The organism is Saccharicrinis fermentans DSM 9555 = JCM 21142 (assembly GCF_000517085.1).
GTDB lineage: Bacteria > Bacteroidota > Bacteroidia > Bacteroidales > Marinilabiliaceae > Saccharicrinis > Saccharicrinis fermentans.
On record NZ_KI912107.1, the window covers coordinates 55228 to 75378 of the forward strand.

Annotated in this window: 17 protein-coding genes; 8 read left to right on the forward strand and 9 right to left on the reverse strand. The window is 39.0% G+C overall.

All coding sequences use genetic code 11. The features are described from left to right. Positions 1 to 38 precede the first annotated feature (38 nt). Together CYTFE_RS0100310 and CYTFE_RS0100315 are read right to left on the reverse strand one after the other, a co-directional pair. Entirely contained in the window at positions 39 to 1940 is a 1902-nt protein-coding gene (locus tag CYTFE_RS0100310; protein ID WP_027470173.1) for a 4Fe-4S binding protein, read from the reverse strand. A gap of 465 nt (positions 1941 to 2405) precedes the next feature. After that, positions 2406 to 3392 (reverse strand): helix-turn-helix domain-containing protein, encoded by a 987-nt coding sequence (locus tag CYTFE_RS0100315; RefSeq protein ID WP_161636247.1) that lies wholly within the window; start codon positions 3390 to 3392, stop codon positions 2406 to 2408. Positions 3393 to 3396: 4 nt separating this feature from the next. Between CYTFE_RS0100315 and CYTFE_RS30290 the strand changes: the two genes are divergently transcribed. Further along, entirely contained in the window at positions 3397 to 3537 is a 141-nt protein-coding gene (locus CYTFE_RS30290) for a hypothetical protein (protein WP_162150061.1), read from the forward strand. Between the two features lie 302 nt (positions 3538 to 3839). Here the strand turns inward: CYTFE_RS30290 and CYTFE_RS0100320 are convergent, their stop codons facing one another. From CYTFE_RS0100320 to CYTFE_RS0100345, 6 genes are all read right to left on the reverse strand, one after another. Then, complete coding sequence (locus CYTFE_RS0100320; RefSeq protein WP_027470175.1) at positions 3840 to 4394, reverse strand: 2-oxoacid:acceptor oxidoreductase family protein; 555 nt, start codon at positions 4392 to 4394, stop codon at positions 3840 to 3842. A 54-nt stretch (positions 4395 to 4448) separates the two neighbouring features. Then, the gene (locus CYTFE_RS0100325; protein WP_235208119.1) at positions 4449 to 5204 is read right to left on the reverse strand and encodes a thiamine pyrophosphate-dependent enzyme; all 756 of its coding nucleotides are present in this window, start codon (positions 5202 to 5204) and stop codon (positions 4449 to 4451) included. An 8-nt stretch (positions 5205 to 5212) separates the two neighbouring features. Then, positions 5213 to 6298: a 3-methyl-2-oxobutanoate dehydrogenase subunit VorB gene (locus tag CYTFE_RS0100330; RefSeq protein ID WP_044212663.1), complete on the reverse strand. Its 1086-nt coding sequence runs from the start codon at positions 6296 to 6298 to the stop codon at positions 5213 to 5215. A 95-nt stretch (positions 6299 to 6393) separates the two neighbouring features. Continuing rightward, entirely contained in the window at positions 6394 to 6618 is a 225-nt protein-coding gene (locus tag CYTFE_RS0100335; protein ID WP_027470178.1) for a 4Fe-4S dicluster domain-containing protein, read from the reverse strand. 188 nt (positions 6619 to 6806) lie between these two features. Beyond that, positions 6807 to 8123 (reverse strand): aminotransferase class I/II-fold pyridoxal phosphate-dependent enzyme, encoded by a 1317-nt coding sequence (locus tag CYTFE_RS0100340; RefSeq protein WP_044212666.1) that lies wholly within the window; start codon positions 8121 to 8123, stop codon positions 6807 to 6809. Between the two features lie 101 nt (positions 8124 to 8224). Continuing rightward, positions 8225 to 8746 (reverse strand): flavodoxin, encoded by a 522-nt coding sequence (locus tag CYTFE_RS0100345; protein WP_027470180.1) that lies wholly within the window; start codon positions 8744 to 8746, stop codon positions 8225 to 8227. A gap of 178 nt (positions 8747 to 8924) precedes the next feature. Between CYTFE_RS0100345 and CYTFE_RS0100350 the strand changes: the two genes are divergently transcribed. Continuing rightward, positions 8925 to 9809 carry an RluA family pseudouridine synthase gene (locus CYTFE_RS0100350; RefSeq protein ID WP_044212693.1) on the forward strand — a complete coding sequence of 295 codons (885 nt, stop codon included), beginning with the start codon at positions 8925 to 8927 and terminating at the stop codon, positions 9807 to 9809. Between the two features lie 42 nt (positions 9810 to 9851). On the opposite strand, the gene CYTFE_RS0100355 is transcribed toward CYTFE_RS0100350, so the two are convergent. Next, on the reverse strand, positions 9852 to 11909 hold the full coding sequence (locus CYTFE_RS0100355; RefSeq protein WP_027470182.1) for an acetate--CoA ligase family protein: 2058 nt from the start codon (positions 11907 to 11909) through the stop codon (positions 9852 to 9854). 316 nt (positions 11910 to 12225) lie between these two features. On the opposite strand from CYTFE_RS0100355, the gene hydE reads away from it, so the two are divergent. From hydE to xseA, 6 genes are all read left to right on the forward strand, one after another. Next, positions 12226 to 13305, forward strand: coding sequence for a [FeFe] hydrogenase H-cluster radical SAM maturase HydE (gene hydE, locus CYTFE_RS0100360; RefSeq protein WP_027470183.1), 1080 nt, complete (start codon positions 12226 to 12228; stop codon positions 13303 to 13305). Between the two features lie 207 nt (positions 13306 to 13512). After that, a complete protein-coding gene (gene zwf / locus CYTFE_RS0100370; RefSeq protein WP_027470184.1) occupies positions 13513 to 15048 on the forward strand; it encodes a glucose-6-phosphate dehydrogenase in 1536 nt (511 codons plus the stop codon). Positions 15049 to 15114: 66 nt separating this feature from the next. Next, positions 15115 to 15828, forward strand: a complete 714-nt coding sequence (gene pgl / locus CYTFE_RS0100375; RefSeq protein ID WP_244880301.1) for a 6-phosphogluconolactonase — start codon at positions 15115 to 15117, stop codon at positions 15826 to 15828. A 242-nt stretch (positions 15829 to 16070) separates the two neighbouring features. Further along, complete coding sequence (locus CYTFE_RS24285) at positions 16071 to 16934, forward strand: toxin-antitoxin system YwqK family antitoxin (protein ID WP_052342890.1); 864 nt, start codon at positions 16071 to 16073, stop codon at positions 16932 to 16934. Between the two features lie 89 nt (positions 16935 to 17023). Next, positions 17024 to 18661 (forward strand): S8 family serine peptidase, encoded by a 1638-nt coding sequence (locus CYTFE_RS24290; RefSeq protein WP_052342891.1) that lies wholly within the window; start codon positions 17024 to 17026, stop codon positions 18659 to 18661. 3 nt (positions 18662 to 18664) lie between these two features. Then, a complete protein-coding gene (gene xseA / locus CYTFE_RS0100395) occupies positions 18665 to 20035 on the forward strand; it encodes an exodeoxyribonuclease VII large subunit (protein WP_027470186.1) in 1371 nt (456 codons plus the stop codon). Positions 20036 to 20151 lie beyond the last annotated feature (116 nt).

Genomic DNA, 20151 nt, shown 5'->3' on the forward strand with positions numbered 1-20151 from the left:
AACTTTAGTAAGCATGGTTTGAGATAAGATGGTCCTATTTATTTAAACGTATATGGGTTATCTATTTTTTCCACTATTCCATTATCATAAGTAATAGTGAGCTTTTCTTCTGTAATTAAATCAGCGACCTTTTGAGGGTCTGTTTTATCTTTTACAATGTACACACGTAAGGTAGGTTGCGCCTTGTAGTAGGTTACCATACCCACCACGGCCGTATCTTTTGTAGCCACCGAGTTTATTACATATTGCATCATCTGCTCATTACGGGGGTAGGTATCAAAGGTCATTTCAAAAGAAACAATCTGATCCTTAGGATAAGATTTATAATTATTACAAGTGCGCTTGTAAGATAGGAACATACCTCGTTTTAAATCGATTCCTCTTACATATCTTTTGGTTCGGTTAATATCAGCGACTTTAAAATTTATTGATTGTTGGTATTCTTTGTCACCGCTTTTTAGGCTTACATATTTACGCTCTATGCTATTCTTTAGCGAATCAAGATTGATATTGTAATCGGCATAAAGCTTAATATTAACAGGTTCACCAAAGGATGATTCAAAGGATAGAATATTTCCATCTTGTCGAACAATCTGATCCAAATAAAATACATCCATTTGATCGAAGAAATTGTATACTTTTACATCTATAATAGCATATTTTAAAGAGTCAATACCATCTTTAATATGTACTTTTACTGGACTAAACAAAGCCTTTTTAACCACAGCACTCGAGGTTGCAGTGGTATCGTACCATACTTTAACAGTATGCGAGTTTACATAAGTAGCAGCACCGGTCACGCCTGGAACCCTCTTCATCTGACCGACAAAGGACATGCTACTTCCATAACACTTCACGTTTTTTAGCCCCGAATATTCAATGAATTTACTTTGAGCAACTTCCTCCTGTGATCCCCACTTCATATCAACGGTGGGTAGTTCTAATTTAGTACCTAAATAAATTCCTCCTAACACAAACACCGCTAGAGCAAGTATAGGCATCCAGCGGAAACTATTTTTATTATTAATTAATAAAGTATTACTTACGGGACAACTTCCCACACAATCACCGCAAAGATTACAGTCGGCATGATTAACCACCTCTAATGAAGCTACATCGATACCTTGTGGACATTTTTTAGAACACAAATTACAGTCGATACAAGAATCTGTATTTCTTGTAATTTTCATCATCTGTATACTTTTGCTTCTTTCAGGTAGGATAGCCTCAAAAAAGTAACCTGCTACAAAAAGAATAATCAATAGGTATATCCACGAAACTTCAATGTTTAGCAAATAAATCACCAAATAAATAACTACTAACGCGATAACTACATAGATATGTTTGAACAGGTTTGAGATAGCTCCAAGTGGGCATACATATCTACACCAGAACATCGGAATAATTGTAGAACCTATTCCTAAAATAGCAATTGCTATGGTAGCTGCCCATGGAATAACATCATACCCAAAGCGCGATACTAATGCAAAAAAAGGATCGTAGGTTTTACAGAATAACTCGTTAGATGATAGAGTATAATAGAACGTAAGACTTAATAAAGCATATTTAAATATTCTAAACACTTTATCCCAACTATCATTAATAGTAAATTGGATTTTTAACTTTCGTCCTAATTTACCAAACCACTCCGAAATGGTTCCTAACGGACATATATAACTACAAAATAACTTGCTAAACAACAGTACGCAAACTAATAAAGCGATACCTAATATAAGTTGCATGCCAGACATTGAACAAGCCAATGCTCCATTTTGCAAAAAAGTAAATAAGGACTGGATACCGCCCATTGGACAATACTGTTCAAAATCCACAAAAAGTTCGGGATTTACAAGCACTTTCGTTAACCAATATATTGAAACTCCTAGAATACTTAGTTGAATAAGTGTGCGAATACCGTTTCTGGTAAAAAAAATCTTCATTGTGTTCAATTCCTAATTATTAAAATAAATACCCGATCTAAGGTATAATATGGATATTCTCTTGTAATCAAAGTAGGATATGGAGGCTAAATTTTTCAATGTTAAAGTTGTGAATTATAAGAGTTCCAATCGCCCCAATAATTGTTTGTGGAACTAATTAATAGGGTGCCAATAATTTTTGGCACTTTGTAACTGTTTGAATATTAATTTGTAATAATGTGTTTCCTTTCTGCCATTAATCGGAAATTATTCCATAAAAAAATCGCCGACAGAAACAAAATGAATGGTATGGTACTCCGAATAGGGTTAAATCTGATCAATATAAAGCTAAAATTTTAAATAAGTATCATTTTTAGATAAGCACCCCTTAATAAATTACCTATGTGTATGTAATATGATACGATGTAAATGTGGGTCGTTTAAAAAAGTAGGGGTGTGTGAAAAATATTAAAAAGGTGCAGGGGCTCAATTCTCTCTGTTACGATATTCTGATGGGGTAACTCCGGTGTGTTGTTTAAATATTCTGTTTAAACTTGTTTTTGATGCAAACCCACATTCTAAACCTAAGGAAAGTACCGTAAAGTTATTTAATTTGGGATCATCCAATTTCTCCTTCAGTGTCTCAACACGAAAAGCATTCATATAATCACAGTAATACTTATCTGTTTTTTGCAAGATGATAGAGGATATTTCATTTTGAGGTATATTAATACTATCGGAAAGTTGGCGAATAGTCATTTGCCCCTCCAGATATGGTTTTTCCTTTTTCAGAAATAACTCAATCATATTAAACTTTCGGTCAATATTTAAGACTTCCTCTTTGTCTTCTGCTTGGCTAACTGTTGTACATTCGTTTTCTTTACCATTCGTTTTAGAATCTAAATCGATACCCTTTCCTTGGTATGGTGATACAAATATATAGGCATAACTATTACCCATATACAAAAATATTAGTATAAAAAAGGTAACCATGATGTTGATGGCATTGATGGCATTCCCTAAGAAATTAAACTCTAATCGATCTAAAACCTTGTAGGATACAGCAAAAGAAAAAATAATTAAAATACCTATTGTTATATTGTGTATCCAATTAAACCTTATTCGTTCTAGTCGATCTTTTTCTGTTTTATGAATTACTCTATCATGTACTAAATGCCATCCAGCAAAAAGATACCCCCCTAATATGCCAAACTTAAAAAACGAAAGTAAATCGATATACCTGTTGCAAGAATGAATACATCCAACTCCATAACAGTCCATTTCACCTATTATTTCATTGAAATAGAATTTTAAACCAAATATCAGAACAAAAGGTGAAAAATGTAAAAGATGAATTCCTTTCAGTTTAAAATCCTTATTGATAAAACTTTGCACATAGAAGAAATAGAAACTACCATGCAATACATGCGAATCACAAACCACAGAAAACAATAATGTATAATCACTTGCCATACCAATGGCATTAAGAAAAAAAGAGAACTCTGTTATTGCTAAAAGAAAAATCCATCCCACAAATATCTTCTCTGATAAAACCTTTTTAGGCTTTGTTATTAGAGAAAATGAAAAAAACAATATTAATGCTAGGCAAACTATATAAATATACGACATGTGCTATCTTTTCCGCATTTTGCTTACAAATATATAGTTCTAAGTTCATTTTTCTATAAAAATGAAACTAAAATTAAAAATGGAGTATTTTTTCGTTGTCTTTAGAGTGGAACGGGCCTCGCAAAAGTTTTATTGTAAGCTTCCAATCGATAGGGTGCAAGCTATACGGCTTATGAGAGGTATTACTCTCGCTTGGTAGACCATCATTTGCAATCTGTCAACCATATTCAAATTAAAAAAAGCCGGTCGTAACTATATACAGCCGGCTTTCTTATTTTTACATATGGTATTTTAATTGGTGGATTCCACCGGAATGATAATATCCATACCTCTGTTAATTGCTTTTTCGTTCATGGGTATCAAATGGTGGTGGCGCTCAGGAAGTGATTTTTTGAGACCATTGATTACGTTTTCCATTTTCACAACGGGTTTTACCTTTAAGTATCCACCTAAAACAATCATGTTAAATGTTTTGGTAGTCCTCATTTTTGCGGCCTCTTCGGTAGCATCAACCCGGTAGATGCTTATGTCTTTGCGGGTTGGATGATTTGTAATTCCGTTTCCGTCATAAATAAGTGTACCACCTGGTTTCACTTGTTTCTCAAATTTGTCCATGGACTGTTGGTTCAGAATAATGGCTGTGTCGAACTCATGTAAAATTGGAGAGCTGATTTTTTCGTCGCTTAGAATAACGGTGACGTTGGCAGTTCCTCCGCGCATTTCAGGCCCGTAGGATGGCATCCAGCTTACTTCCATATCCTGCATAACACCGGAATAGGCTAAGATTTTCCCCATAGAAAGTACTCCTTGACCACCAAAGCCGGCTATAATTAATTCTTCTGTCATTTTATTTATTTTAGTATTGAACACCAATAGGTTCAACAAGTAATAAATCTGTATTTATTCGTCTTTCATATCTCCCAGAGGATAAAACGGAAACATATTCTCCACCATCCAATCATTGGCCTTGGCGGGTGTCATTTTCCATCCGGAGTTGCAAGTAGAAACTACTTCAACAAAAGAAGTACCTTTATTTTGCATTTGGTTTTCGAAAGCCTTTTTGATGGCTTTTTTTGTTTTGCGTACAGCAGCAGGTGTGTGTGCTGCTTGCCGTGTAACATAACAAGTACCAGGTAGCTGGGCAATGAGTTCGGTAATTTTCAAGGGGTGTCCGTCATGATTTGCTTCTCTACCCATTGGGCAGGTAGATGCTTTCATACCTTCTAGTGTAGTGGGTGCCATTTGACCACCTGTCATACCGTAGATACCATTATTGATAAATATCATTACGATATTTTCGCCTCGGTTACAGGCGTGAATGGTTTCGGCAGTTCCAATGGCAGCCAAGTCGCCATCGCCTTGATAGGAGAAAACATTTTTTTCGGGCATCAGTCGTTTAACGGCAGTGGCCAGGGCCGGAGCTCGTCCATGTGCCGCCTCTTGCCAATCGATATCGATATAATCGTATGCAAAAACGGAGCATCCCACGGGGGCAATGCCAATAGTCGTTTCTTGAATTCCCATTTCTTCAATCAGTTCGGCTATAATTCTGTGCACTACACCGTGTGTACAGCCCGGGCAGTAATGCGTATCCTTGTCGGTTAGGACCACACTCTTTTTGTATACTATATTCTCTTCTTTAATAATCTCTTTCATATCCATGGCTATTCTCCTATAAAGTTTGACTCAAGAGCAGTTACAACCTCACCTGGCGAAGGGATAATACCTCCTAAACGACCAAAGTGTTCTACTTTTACTGCACCGTTAATTGCTAATCGAACATCCTCCACCATTTGTCCGGCACTCATTTCAACACTTAAAACGCCTTTTACTCTTTGGGCTAGTTCCAGAATGGGTTTTGAGGGGAAAGGAAATAAGGTGATAGGGCGAAGTAATCCTACCTTAATGCCTTTAGCTCTGGCTAATTGAATGGATTTTTGGCAAATACGGGCACTGGAACCATAAGCTACAATTAAGTATTCGGCATCATCACACATGAACGTTTCGTAACGAACTTCGTTTTCTTCTACTTTTTTGTATTTAGCTTGAAGCTTATTATTAAATTGCTCCATTTCCTCAGAGGCCAACTCTACGGAAGTGATTATATTACGCTTTCTGTTTTTTGTTTTTCCAGTGGTGGCCCAGTCGCCATATTTTTCAATCAGCTCTTCTTCAGTCATTCGGGGTTTCTGTGGTTTTAGTTCCACTTTTTCCATCATTTGGCCTATGGCGCCATCCGAAAGGATCATCACCGGATTTCTGTATTTAAAGGCCAGATCAAAGGCGTCTTCAACAAAATCGGCCATTTCCTGAACCGAAGACGGAGCCAGGGTAATTAGTTTATAATCTCCATGTCCGCCACCTTTAACTGTCTGAAAGTAGTCTGACTGTGCTGGTTGAATGGTTCCGAGTCCCGGACCCCCCCTCACAACATTCACAACAACGCAAGGTAGCTCTGCTCCTGCCATATAAGTTAGTCCTTCCTGCATCAAGCTTACGCCTGGACTTGACGAGGAGGTCATGACTCTTTTTCCACATCCGGCACCGCCGTAAACCATGTTGATAGATGCAATTTCACTCTCGGCTTGTAGAACAACCATTCCGGTAGAGTTCCAGGGCTGTTCGGCCATTAATGTTTCCATAATTTCACTTTGCGGTGTAATAGGATATCCAAAATATCCATCAGTGCCGCACCGTATGGCTGCATGGGCAATGGCTTCATTGCCTTTCATTAATTTTACTTCTTTCATTTCTTACTAATTTCTTGTGTAGCGATTGAAATTAATGTCAATCCTTGTTGCCAGGATTGCGTTTCTTCTTTTCATAGAAAGACGGATCTTTCGTTTTAAGCTTTGGCTCTATAAACCGTTATGCAACTGTCCGGACAAACTGCTGCACAATTGGCGCAGCCAATACATGCTTCGGGAATTCCCAGTTGGGCAAAATGATATCCTTTACCATTAACATCCTTTGCCATTTCTATTGCGTTTGTGGGACAGCTAACCATGCAAAGTTCACAGCCTTTACACTTTACTGAATCAACAACAATCGCTCCTTTAGCTTTAGCCATAATTTTGAACGTTTTTATAATTTACTTGCAATTTATGTAATTATGCCATTTTTTCTTATGATGTGAATCATGCAAAAATCCTGATTTATTGCAGGACATAGCACGGTAGGGGTGTATTTATTTACAATCCCAATCCATTGGCATCACTTGAAAAATAAATCTCTATTTTTTCCTTTTGCGTAGTGTGGTTAGCAGCTTTGCTGAAACATTTGTAATCGTTTTTCTAATTCACCAAATCTGCTTTGTTCTGTTTGCGAAACACAAGCTCTTAAACCCTGTATTTTGCTGCCGGTATTTGTTAATGCAATGCCACTTATTCCAAAGTATAATAATTTTTTGAGCAGCTCACCACCCATCATACCCGGATATGATATTGTAAAATAAAAACCGTCGGCTATGGGTTCGTCAATGTCTTTGTTGTAAATAATGGAAAAACCATATTTAATAAACAGCTCTTTCATTAACCGAGCCCTGATACCATATTCTTTTACCTCTTCTAAATAATTGTATGATCCGTCGCAAGCCGCTTTGTATATGGCTGCTATGGCATACTGTGCAGAATGACTAGCTCCTGCGGACAACGAATATAGTAATCTTCCCACAATAACTTGTCCAAAATTACCCTCTCCAAACCTAATTTTTAATGATTCAAAATAAGTCTTAAACAGCTCATGTGATATGCAGAGCGTTCCAAGTCGTTGACCTGCATAGCTGAAGGCCTTGGAGCTGGAGATAAGGATGGCATAATTGGAAGTGTATTTTGCCACGGTTGGCTGAAAGGGTGCCTGGAAAGGGGTGGAGATGTCTTGTCTGAAATCCATCCCAAAATAAGCCAGATCCTCTATGATAATGGTATCGTACTGTTCAGCAAGTCTCCCAATGGTTTCTAGTTCATCTTCATGAAAACAAATCCAGGTAGGGTTATTGGGATTTGAATATACGATGCCGGCAATATTTCCTTTTAACAGGTAACTTTCAAGTTTGTCTCTTAATTTGGCACCGCGATATTCAAAAACATCGAATGTTTCGTATTGAATACCCAGCACATCAAGCTGTATCTTCTGAACAGGAAAGCCCGGGTCTATAAATAAAATGGTGTTTTTCTTAGTGTTTAAATTGGCCACAGCCATGAAGAGGGCGTAGCTGGCTTGCATGGAGCCTACAGTAGGAATACAGCTCTCGGGTGGAACATCGATATCCATAAAGGCTTTTGCAAATCGACTGGCTTGCTGCTTGAATGGTTTAATGCCTTCGAGCATGGGATATTTGGATGCTACTCCTTGTTTTAAAGCTTCTATTTCTGCGTTAACGCCTACTTTTGAAGGGGGGAGACTGGGAACCCCCATCTCCATTCTAATGAATTGGATGGGGCTGCGTTCCTCTATTTTATTTACAATATTAACTACCTCACGAATAGTCGCCTTGCCTAAATCCTTGTTGCCTTGTTCGCTCAGAACCGCTTCAACAATTTCTGGATTGACAACGGCGGGGAATGGATGTTTCATGATAGACTTATTTAAAGGTTAACAATAAGATGAAGCGCTATGACGGGGAGGAACCGTTGTGTAGAAAGGGATAGCCAGGTCTGTATTTATCCCTGTTTTATCTAAAATCCATCTTTCTTAAGCTGGCTTGTCCATTGCTCAATTCTGCTGGGTGATTTTTCGGATTCGTTGTCTTCATCCAATGGCAAGCCCATAAATTGGCCTTTTATCAAGGCTTCTGATTCGTTATAATGATAGCCTTGGTCGTCTACTGCTCCTACAATATCTACGTTTAGTGCCTTCAGTCTTTCGTACAGCCATCCGATGGCATCCACAAAATGGTCTGGGTAGTTAATCTGGTCTCCAAGTCCATAGATAGCAACTTGTTTACTGTCCCAGTTGACGTTTTTGAGCTGTGTGAAAAATTGATCCCAATCATCATCTTTGTGTTCCGAATCCCAGTTGGTTCGACCCAGTGTAGAAATGCCAAATATTAATTTATGATAGTCTTTGAAAGCTGTTGGATTACAGTTTTTTATTGGAATAATGTCAGTTGTGTCTTTGCCCAATTCGTCGGCTATCATATTTGCTACTTTAGCTACGCTTCCTTTCTCAGGGCCATAAAAAATACCAGTCTTATTCATAGGGATGCTTTTTGAGAGTTCGTTTTTTCTGTTAATAATTCGCAAGAGATTGATTACTCATGCCTTGTTATCAAAATTCAACTTTTATAGGCAGAAAAACAATAACATTTCTCATGAGCAAGGAGATAATACTTTCTTTATAATAAATATAAATGATGATAATTTGTTACTTTGCACTATGGATGATGTCGAAGCACAAAATATTATAGAATCTATTACTGTACCACCATTGCCACAAAGGCTTAGATTGTCAGATTATGCCCCCGGAATTTTTAAGAATTTGCCATCCAATAAAGCTACTAAAAAAGCCATCAAAAAAGGTTTGGTTTATGTCAATGGTAAACAGGGATATACCGGAGATTTTGTTGTTGGGGGAGAAACGCTGATTTTGTTAAAAGACCAAGAACAGAAAGTATTGCCTGCGGTAAAGGTAGATGTAAAGGTATGTTATGAGGATGATTATTTGGCAGTAGTAGATAAGCCGGCAGGGCTGGTTGTGAGTGGTAATAAGCATCGTACCCTGGAGAATGGTCTGGCTACTATTTTACAACGCAGTCCCGCGCCGGATGCTTTGTGGCGACCAGAGCCTATCCATCGTTTGGATTACCCAACAAGTGGGGCTGTTTTGTTTGGGAAGACCAAGCAAGCTGTTATTTTATTGAATAAAATATTTGAGGAACGAAGGATTATTAAGAAATACCTGGCCATCACAATTGGACAGCAAGATGAAGTAGGGGAGGTGACGCTTGATGTTGAGGGCAAGACTGCCAAATCGGCTTATCAAGTCAAGGCATCCGAAAAAAGTGAAAGGTTTGGATGTCTGAACCTGGTGGAGCTTACTTTATTTTCGGGACGACGTCATCAACTACGAATCCACCTGTCGTCTATTGGACATCCCATTCTGGGGGATAGTCAATATGGACAGGAGGGATTGGTGTTGAAAGGGAAAGGACTCTACTTGCATGCTTATTCTATGGAGTTTGTGCATCCCTTTTTTAAAGAATCACTGCGCGTACAAGTCGACCCACCCAAAAAGTTTTTTAAATTGTTTCCAAATATTTAAGCAAATACATATATGGGGTGTTTATGTTAACTTGACCAAGGCTTATTTTTCAATCCTCACCCTGGCATCTACGGCTATTATCTTATTTTCGAAGGCCATTAGGGGGTTGATGTCCAATTCTTTTATTTCGGTAGCAAAACGAAGCATGGTAGAAAGACGAACAATGATATCTGCAAATTTATCAATGTCTACGGCTTCTTGATTACGAATTCCATCTAATATTTTTTTGCCTTTCAGGTCGTGGATCATCCCCAGTGCTTCTTCCTTAGAAAGCGGAGCTAATCCAGAGGAGACATCTTCTAAGACCTCAACGAATATGCCCCCCAGTCCACATAAGACAATGTGACCAAATGCGGGTTCGTATTTGGCTCCTATAAATAGTTCAGTACCTTTAAGCATAGGCTGAATGGTTACCCCTTCAAATCCTTCAATCTTTGTCATGCGATTGAATTCTTCCTTCAAAAATTTGGAGCCGGTGATATTTAATGATACTCCATTAACATCTGTCTTATGCACCGGACCTACCACCTTCATTACAGAAGGATAAACTATTTTATTGATGATGGCCTGTAGTTCTTCTTCGTTGGAAACCAGTGTTTCCTGGATCATAGGGATGCTGGCGGCAGACAATAGTTCCTGAACCTGCTGAGGTTTTAGGTAGCCATCTTCAAATTCAGTAATCAGAGACCGCACCTTAGGTATATCTACGTCTTTCATCTGAATAGATTCCTTGGCGGGTCTGATGGTATTGTGTACCTTGGATAGAGCATGTCCCAAGTTTACCTCGTCGGGGAAGTTAATATTACCTTTGGATTGAAAATATTTTATATCATCGTCGGCATTTACCACAGATGGTAATATGGGGTAAATGGGTTTCTGGCATGTTCTCATCTTCTGATGTAGTACTTCGTATACTTCACGAACAGGGAAGAGTCCCGGGCTGCCAAAGATGACTGCCATGGCGTCGATTTGGTCAAAATCTTTTTCGCAGGCATCAATGATAATACCCAGTTGCTCGGCTGTTCCCGTAGATAAAAAGTCGATAGGATTGCTTACGCTTGATCCCTCAAACAGTTTGGCTTGTAACTGCTCCGCTTTAGGACCTTCTATGGTAGGTATTTGAATACCTCCTTGAGCAAGAGAATCGGTGAGCATTACCGCAGGTCCGCCGGCATGTGTGATAACAGCCATGTTTTCGCCTTTCAGTTCTTTGGCCATGCATACAGCGGCCACGGTGGCCAATTCCAATCGGCCATGGCAACGTATAATGCCAGCTTTCTTAAATAATGCATCCACTGCCATATCTGAACTCGCCATGGCTCCAGTGTGGCTTTGTGCAGCGCGCATGCCAGCTTCTGATCTTCCTGATTTAATGGCTGCAATTTTGCATCCTTTGTTTACCAAGGAATTGGCATGTCGCAATAGTTTGTCGGGGTCTTTGATGCTTTCAATATAGAGTAACTTAATTTTTGAGCTCTTGTCCGGATCAAATGTCTCATCCAAATAAGCTAAAACATCTTCCACTCCCGTTTGTGCACTGTTACCCACTGAAAATATGCTGTTGAATTTGAGACCTAAGCCAACGCCGGTTTCTAAAATAAATACAGCGGTGGCTCCTGAGCCAGATATGAAATCCGCTCCGCTGGGATCCAGCATCGGAATGGGTTCTGTGAAGATGCTATGATGATGATGGTTGATGACTCCAATGCAATTAGGCCCAATTAAACAACCTCCAGCTTTGTTGACGAGTTCAACAATCTCTCTTTCATATTGGGCTCCTTGCTCATTCTCTTCTCCAAACCCAGCAGAGATAATGATGAATGCTTTTGTGTCTTTTTTCTGAATGAGCTCTTTTACTATGGCAGGACAAAATTTTGCCGGGATCGCAATCACTGCCAAGTCTACTTCTGTAGGAAGTTCTTTGATTTCTTTACATGATTTTACGCCCTGAACAAGGTCTTGTTTAGGGTTGAGAACAAATATTTCGCCTCGGTAACACTCCAGGATATTATGAAGAATTTTCCCACCGGGTTTCTGTAAATCATTAGATCCTCCAACCACAACTATGCTTTGGGGATTAATTAATTGTTCGTTAATCATAATAGAATCAGTATTAATTTTCGTTTCCTCCTACGAAATTGATTTTAAGCGTTGACCAAAATTGACTATTTTTTTGTTGGTTAACAATGAATAAAATCAGTCTTGTGGTTTTCATCTTTCATTTAGGGTATTATCAATTTGCGTTGAGATAACGCAAAGGGAGCTTTCGGTCTCTAATCTACTTTTAATGGTATTAGATGCTAGTATTTTATTAATTTTGCACACTTACCAGGATGAATCCATAGAGGTATACATTGATTTCTATAACTCCATAACTTTAACTTGTCTTTGTTTGGTAAGTTTTAAAACGAATAACATGACTATTCAAGATATACTCCAGAAAGAAGAGCTTGATACAAAGGATATTGCAACTCTATTGCAAACAGAAGGAGACGAACAAAAATTATTGTTTGCAAAGGCACAGGAGGTGCAACTCGAATATGTTGGTAGAAAGGTGTTTTATCGCGGTTTGGTGGAGTTTTCTAACGTGTGTGCTAAAAACTGCTTTTACTGTGGCATCAGAAAAGATAATAAGGAGGTGGTGCGGTATCATTTAGAGGATAAACAGGTGCTGGAAGCTGCTCGTTTTGCTTATGAGAATAATTATGCTTCTATTGTGCTGCAAGCCGGTGAACGGAGTGATGATTTTTTTGTGGATAGGGTGGATCGTTTATTAAAAGATATTAAGGTGTTGAGCAATGGTGAATTGGGAATAACTGTCTCGTTGGGCGAGCAGAGTGATCAAACTTACCAAAGGTGGTTCGATAGTGGCGCACATCGTTACCTATTACGAATAGAATCGTCCAATAAAGTATTGTATAATCAAATTCATCCAGATAACGATGCCCATGATTTTGAAAATCGAGTGCGTTGTTTGCACAGCTTAAAAAAAATAGGCTACCAAACAGGTACAGGTGTTATGGTGGGACTGCCTTGGCAAACGTATGATGATTTGGCGCGCGACTTACTTTTTATGAGAGATTTTGATATTGATATGTGCGGTATGGGGCCTTATATAGAACATCATCAAACACCATTGTTTCAAAATAGAGCGCAGCTGTGGCCTATAGAAACGCGTTTTTCTGTTACCTTAAATATGATAGCTGTGTTGCGTATATTAATGAAAGATATCAATATTGCAGCAGCAACTGCCCTGCAGGCCATTGACCCTATGGGAAGAGAAAAGGCCTTACGGATAGGAGCCAATGTCATCATGCCTAATGTTACACCAACCTTGCATCGTAAAGATTACCTGTTATACGAAAATAAACCTTGTGCTGATGAAGGAGCTGAAGATTGTAGCAATTGTTTAAGTATGCGTATCGAATTGGCAGATCGCGAAGTTGGCTATGGAGAGTGGGGTGATTCAAAGCATTTTATGAACAGAAAAGACTGAGGTGTGGAAGTGATTTCTACAAGCTTGTCAAGGACTAATTGCCTGTGTTGACTGGACCATCTCAACCAAATAGTGTTTGAATTGTTTAAAATTGAAATTCGGTATTGACATCAAATATGAAAAAACGAAGGTGTATAAATGGAGTAAAATCAAAAATAAAATGATATTTTGGACATCTTATGATCGTTACGCTATAAAATATTTAAAATGAAAAAACCTCAAAACCACATACTTGTTATTTTTGGCGCTTCGGGCGACCTGACTTTTAGAAAATTAGTACCTGCGGTATTTGATTTATTTACCCAAAATGTATTGCCGGAACACTTTGCCATATTAGGATTGGGAAGAACTCAGCTGAGTGATGATGACTTTAGAAGCAAAATGAAGGAGGGGATCGAGAAATTTGCGCTAAATCATAAAAATATGGCCCAAAATGATGCGCTTGATCATTTCCTTCAAAAGCTTTTTTATCACGGTTTTAATACCAAAGAGGAGGGTGATTATGGAGGATTAAAAGACCGACTTTTTGAATTGGATGGACAATTGGGTACCGATGAAAATTTTATCTTTTATCTGGCTACTCCTCCGAGTATGTATACTGTTATCCCTTGTCACTTGGCCAAGCACGGATTGAGTAATGAAGAAAAAGGATTTAGAAGGTTAATTGTTGAAAAACCTTTTGGTTATGATTTGGAAACCGCGAAGGAATTAAATGCCAGTTTGCTTAACAATTTTGATGAAGAGCAGATTTATCGGATTGACCATTATTTGGGAAAAGAAATAGTTCAGAATTTATTGGTGACGCGTTTTTCAAATGCGATTTATGAACCGCTCTGGAATAGGAACTATGTGAGTCATGTGGAAATTACTTCTTCTGAAAGTATTGGTGTTGGTAACAGAGGTGGTTATTATGAGGGATCGGGGGCTTTGCGCGATATGGTGCAGAATCACCTATTGCTTTTGGCAGGACTGGTGGGTATGGAGCCTCCTGCTTTGATTGACTCCAATAGTATTCGAAATGAGATTGTTAAAGTGTTACAGTCGCTGCGCCCCATTAAAGAGGAAGATGTTGAAAAATACGTTATACGCGGGCAGTACGTGGGCTCTACTGTAAAAGGCCAAAAGGTAAACGGCTATCGGGATGAAAATGGGGTTGACCCTGAATCTAGAACAGAGACCTATGTGGCCATGAAATTTTTCATCGATAATATGCGGTGGGGTGGTGTGCCTTTTTATATTCGAACAGGTAAGATGTTGCCCACCAGGGTAACCGAAGTGGTGATTCACTTTAAACCTACACCGCATCATTTATTTGCTAGTAATACTTCTGTTTTACAGCAACAAAATCAATTGGTTATTCGGATTCAACCGGATGAAGGATTGCTGTTGAAATTTGGTATGAAGGTGCCGGGAGCAGGTTTTAATGTGCAGAATGTAAATATGGATTTTCATTATTCTGATTTGGCAGATGCTTATTTACCAAGTGCATACGAACGCTTGCTCCATGATTGTATGTTGGGAGATTCTACGCTTTACTCCAGAGGTGATGCCGTTGAGGCTGCATGGGCTTTTGTAAGACCTATTCAGCAGGCCTGGAAAAATAACAAGGATATTAAAGTGCATGGTTATCCCGCAGGTACGTGGGGGCCAGATGTGGCCGATGACTTAATTGAAGAACCACATTTAACCTGGCGGTATCCATGTAAAAACCTGGCCAATGATGGTAACTATTGTGAATTATAATGTTTATGATGCCGTAATTCTTTTGAATAGACATCAAATTGTGGAATCTCTAGAATCTTATATACCGTGAATCAACATAAGAATATACAAATATTTGACACTAAAAAAATGCTTGCTGGGTACTTTGGTGAGCTAATCAAGGAACGTGCATTGCATCATGAAAGGATCAATATTGCTCTCTCGGGCGGAAGTACGCCTAAAGCTATTTTTGATGAACTGGCAGAGAAATATGCCAGTGTAATAAGATGGGAACGGGTGTTTCTGTTCTGGGGAGACGAACGATGTGTGCCTCCTGATGATGCCCAGAGTAACTATAATATGACCAAAGAACACCTTTTGTCCAAAGTGCCTATTCCCAAAGAAAATGTTTTTAGGGTGAAAGGTGAAAAGGAGCCTTCGGTGGCTTGTATGGACTATGAAGAGGTGCTCAAAAAACAATTGACGTGGACAGAGGGGGTGCCGCAGTTTGATATGGTCTTGTTAGGCATGGGAGATGATGGACATACAGCTTCTATCTTTCCCCATGAAATAGGACTGTGGAACGCACAAGCTAATTGTGTGGTAGCAACGCATCCTCAGTCGGGCCAGAAACGTATTTCTTTAAGCGGAAAGGTTATTAATCACTCCAAAGAAGTGTTCTTTCTGGTAACAGGAGCTGGTAAAGCAGAAAAATTGGATGAAATCATTCATCAAAAAGAAGCGTGTACGAGTTACCCTGCTGCCTTGGTTGTAAATCCTGTATGGCTTTTGGATAAGGAAGCGGCAGCTAAGTTAACCTGAGTTATTCATCAATGCTCTACTATGGATTAAAATGGCTGCCAGGAAAGTTGCCGGCTAACTGGTTTCATATTTATATTTTCTTTTAATGGTCATATGTAACTCGCCTAGATTAATCATCTCTTTGTGTAAAATAATTCCTTTTGGTTCGTTTCAATTCACCATTTAAGATAAAATCAATAGTAGTACGATTATTTAAACTTTTACGCTTAAATTTGAGGCTCATTATTAAATTCATTATTTTCATGATGCGAATTCTATTTTTTACAATTATTTCATTTGTTTTTTCTGCAAACGTATTATTGGGTCAGGTAACCGATGTTTTTGGCAATCGTGTGCCAGCTAAAGAGGGTGCCAGTAATACCGGGGTTTCATCAAATCATAATCAAAAAGACGAACAAGGCTTAAAGCAAGGTTATTGGGAAAAGCGTTTTAGTAATGGAAAGCCAGCCTATACCGTCACGTTTAAAGATGATAGACCGGTGGGGAAAATGATTCGTTATTACTTGAATGGAAATAAGAAAATAGAGATAGATTATGATGAAAACCAATATGGCCCTGCCATATTATATGCTGAGAACGGTAAGATGACGGCAAAGGGTTTTTATAAGGGGACTAAAAAGGATAGCCTATGGCAGTTCTTCTCACCTGAAGGTATTTTGTATACCAATGAGTTGTATAAGGATGGTTTGAAAAATGGAATGACTACTCATTTTTTTAAGAAAGGTAACGTGGCTGAAGAAGTGGGTTGGAAAGATGGTGTGAAAGAAGGAATCTGGAAAAAGTACCATGAAAATGGACGTCTTAAGATGACTTCTTCTCATAAGAAAGGTAAGATTGATGGTGAATATGTCGTGTTCTATCCGGATGGAAAGCTAGAGGTTCAAGGTAAATTTGAAAACGGACTTGAGGAGGGAACCTGGGTGGTGTTTACGCATGCTGGTAATGTGGCCTATAAAATAAAATATAAGGAAGGTAAAACATTGAATGCTGCAGATTTTGATGAAAAACAACAGAAACTGTTTGAGGAGTTTGAAAAAAATAAAGGTAAATTGAAAGATCCCGAGGAGTTTAAGCATGATCCGGATAGTTATATGAGAGGTTTTTGACCTCATGATTGTATATTGAGGATGTGCTGGCATGTGCTGGTACCGACGCCAGAGGAGGGATGCTTGCAAAATAGGCTAACAAGGAAAAAATGAACAATGGAGAATTATTCAGTTTTTTGCATCTAAGAAAGGTTGCACATATCGTTTTGTTTTTATTTGTTGCTGTTTTTTCTGGGGAAGCGCAGAAGTATTTTATTTCTTTTTCGGATAAGAATAATAATGCATACTCCATCAATGCACCTGAAAAATTCTTGAGCCAGAAAGCTATTGATCGCCGGGCGAAACACCATGTGGTGATTACAGAACAGGATTTGCCGGTTACACCATCTTATTTGGATAGTGTGAGAAATATGGGGGTGCGCGTTCTTTGGGCATCAAAATGGTTAAATGGAGCTATTGTTGAAAGTGATCATCAATCTTTAATGGATACCATTACCTCTGTTTCCTTTGTTCAAGATGTCAAAATTATTTATTCACCAACATACGGAATTCTAACAAGCAAGTTTAAGGAGTCTCAAACGGCCCAGATTACTAGTTTAAAGAGTATGGGGACGTATGGCGCTGCTTGGGATCAGACGCAAACCTTAAACGGGCATTATTTGCACCAAAATGGTTTTGAAGGCCAGGGTATAGAGGTGGCTGTTATAGATAACGGATTTTTTAAGGTGAATACCCTGCCGCTCTTTTCTCATCTTTGGAATAATGGACAGATACTTTCTTGTCGTGATTTTGTTCATCCGGGAGGAGATATCTTTCAAAGTGATACGCATGGCACAATGGTACTGTCAGTGATGGGCGGGTACCTGAGAGACGAGTTTAAGGGGAGTGCGCCAGAAGCCAAGTATCACTTGTTGCGCACAGAAGATGGGGCTAGCGAGGCGCCTATTGAAGAATATAATTGGGTGGTGGCTGCTGAATATGCCGATAGTATTGGCGTAGATATTATCAATACATCTGTGGGCTATTATAATTTTATAGGCGATTACAGTAACTACTCCAGGCAGGACATGGATGGTCAGACTACGATCGTGGTTCAGGGAGCAGAAATCGCTTTTTCAAAGGGAATGATGGTGGTGTGTAGTGCCGGAAATGAAGGGAATAGCCAATGGGGTAGTATTATTTCTCCCTCCGATGGAGAACATATACTGGCAGTTGCAGCTATGGGTAGAGATAGTGTGCCGGCTTCCTTTAGTGGTTATGGACCATCGGCCGATGGCAGGGTGAAGCCTGATGTGAGTGCTATGGGACTGGGTGTTATTGGGCAGGGGGTAGATGGAGATATGGTATCCTTGAATGGAACTAGTTTTTCAACGCCTCTTATCTGTGGGTTTGCAGCTTGTTTGTGGCAGGCACACCCACAACTCAAGAATACAGAGCTGCTGACCTTGATCAGAGAAAGCTCCCATTTGTTTGACGATCCTGATGATGCAATGGGGTATGGAGTTCCTGATTTTAAAAAGGCCTTGGATATGAATAGGGCAGGTGAGCTGGGACATAGTATAGCTGTGTTTCCAAATCCATTTGATACTTACCTAAAAATAAAAAGTACTTTCACTTATGTAGATCATGTATCCATATATGATGTGGCAGGTAATAGGGTGTATCAACAAAAATCAATCGTGTTGCCATTTAAAGTGGACGGATTACAAAATTTGCCCTCGGGAATATATTTGATACAAGTAAAAGCACCGCACGCTACCTTTACAAGAAAAATAGTAAAAAAATAGCATATGTCTGAATCTTCAATTTCTCTCTTTGAGTTAAACCAGAAAATTAAGAAAACAATCCATTCATCTTTTGCAGACACTTATTGGGTTATTGCCGAAATAAGTGAGATACGAGAAGTGCGCAAAGGGCATTGTTATTTGGAGCTGATAGAAAAGGATGAAAGGACAGAGCAAATTATTGCCAAGTCAAGGGCTAACATATGGGCTTATACCTACCGGATGCTTAAGCCTTATTTTACTTCAGCTACCGGTCAGGAACTGGTTTCGGGTCTTAAGGTGATGGTTCGGGTGAGTATTGATTTTCAAGAGATTTATGGTTTTAGTTTAAATGTGCGGGATATCGATCCCACATATACCTTGGGTGATATGGCACAAAAGAAAAAGGCCATTCTCAATAAGTTGGGAGAAGAGGGAGTTATCCATATGAACAAGGAATTAGAGGTGCCTTTGGTGCCACAAAAAATAGCGGTCATCTCCTCATCAACAGCTGCAGGGTATGAGGATTTCTGTAATCAGCTCAACAATAATTCGGGTAATTACCAATTCTATGTGAAGCTTTTTTCGGCCGTCATGCAGGGAGAACAAACCGAGGCCTCGGTTATTGCTGCCCTTGATAGAATTTATGAATATGAGGATGTGTTTGATGTGGTTGTTATTATTCGTGGAGGAGGCTCAACATCCGATTTGATGTGCTTCGATAACTATTGGATCGCCTATAATATAGCTCAGTTTCCCTTACCTGTTTTTTCAGGAATAGGGCATGAGCGTGATGAAACAGTAGTTGACTTTGTGGCACATACGCGTCTGAAAACTCCTACTGCTGTTGCCGAACATCTCGTTGAGTTGGTGGGTGCATTTGAAGGTCGTCTTACAAGTCTGCAAGATGAAGTACTGGGACTAACCCACCAAATAATTAGTGATAGCAGGACCTCCTTAGAAATGGCTTATCATAAGTTTAAGCCGGTGGTGAACCATGCGCTCTTGGTTCAAAAGAATAAAATGGACGGACTGGTGCGTCAACTGGGTAATTCTTCGCAGCGATTTATTGAAAGTAAAAAAAATAGACTAGGTCAGGCGGTTCAAAACCTAAAGTCTTCAACGCAGGGCTCTATTCAGTATCGGCGTGGTGATTTAGATCACATTCCGGCGCAGTTAAATAGTCGAATAAACCATTTTTTTCAAACGAAAAAATCTCAGCTAAATTTGCATGAGAAGACAAACAACTTGCTTAATCCCGATAATATCCTGAAAAAAGGATACTCTATTACTTATCATAACGGAAAGGTGTTGAAAGATGCCAAAGACCTTAAAAGTGGTGATGAAATAAGTACCAGATTTGACCAAGGAACGGTGGAAAGTATCGTTCGTAAATAGTGGCTGCAAGAAAACGACCGTTTTTTCTGTCTTTGATAAGAAAGCTTCAAAGACAAGGCTTTCTATATTTTTGAAACCAAGGTGTTTACTGATTGTAAATGGCTGTTTCAAAAATG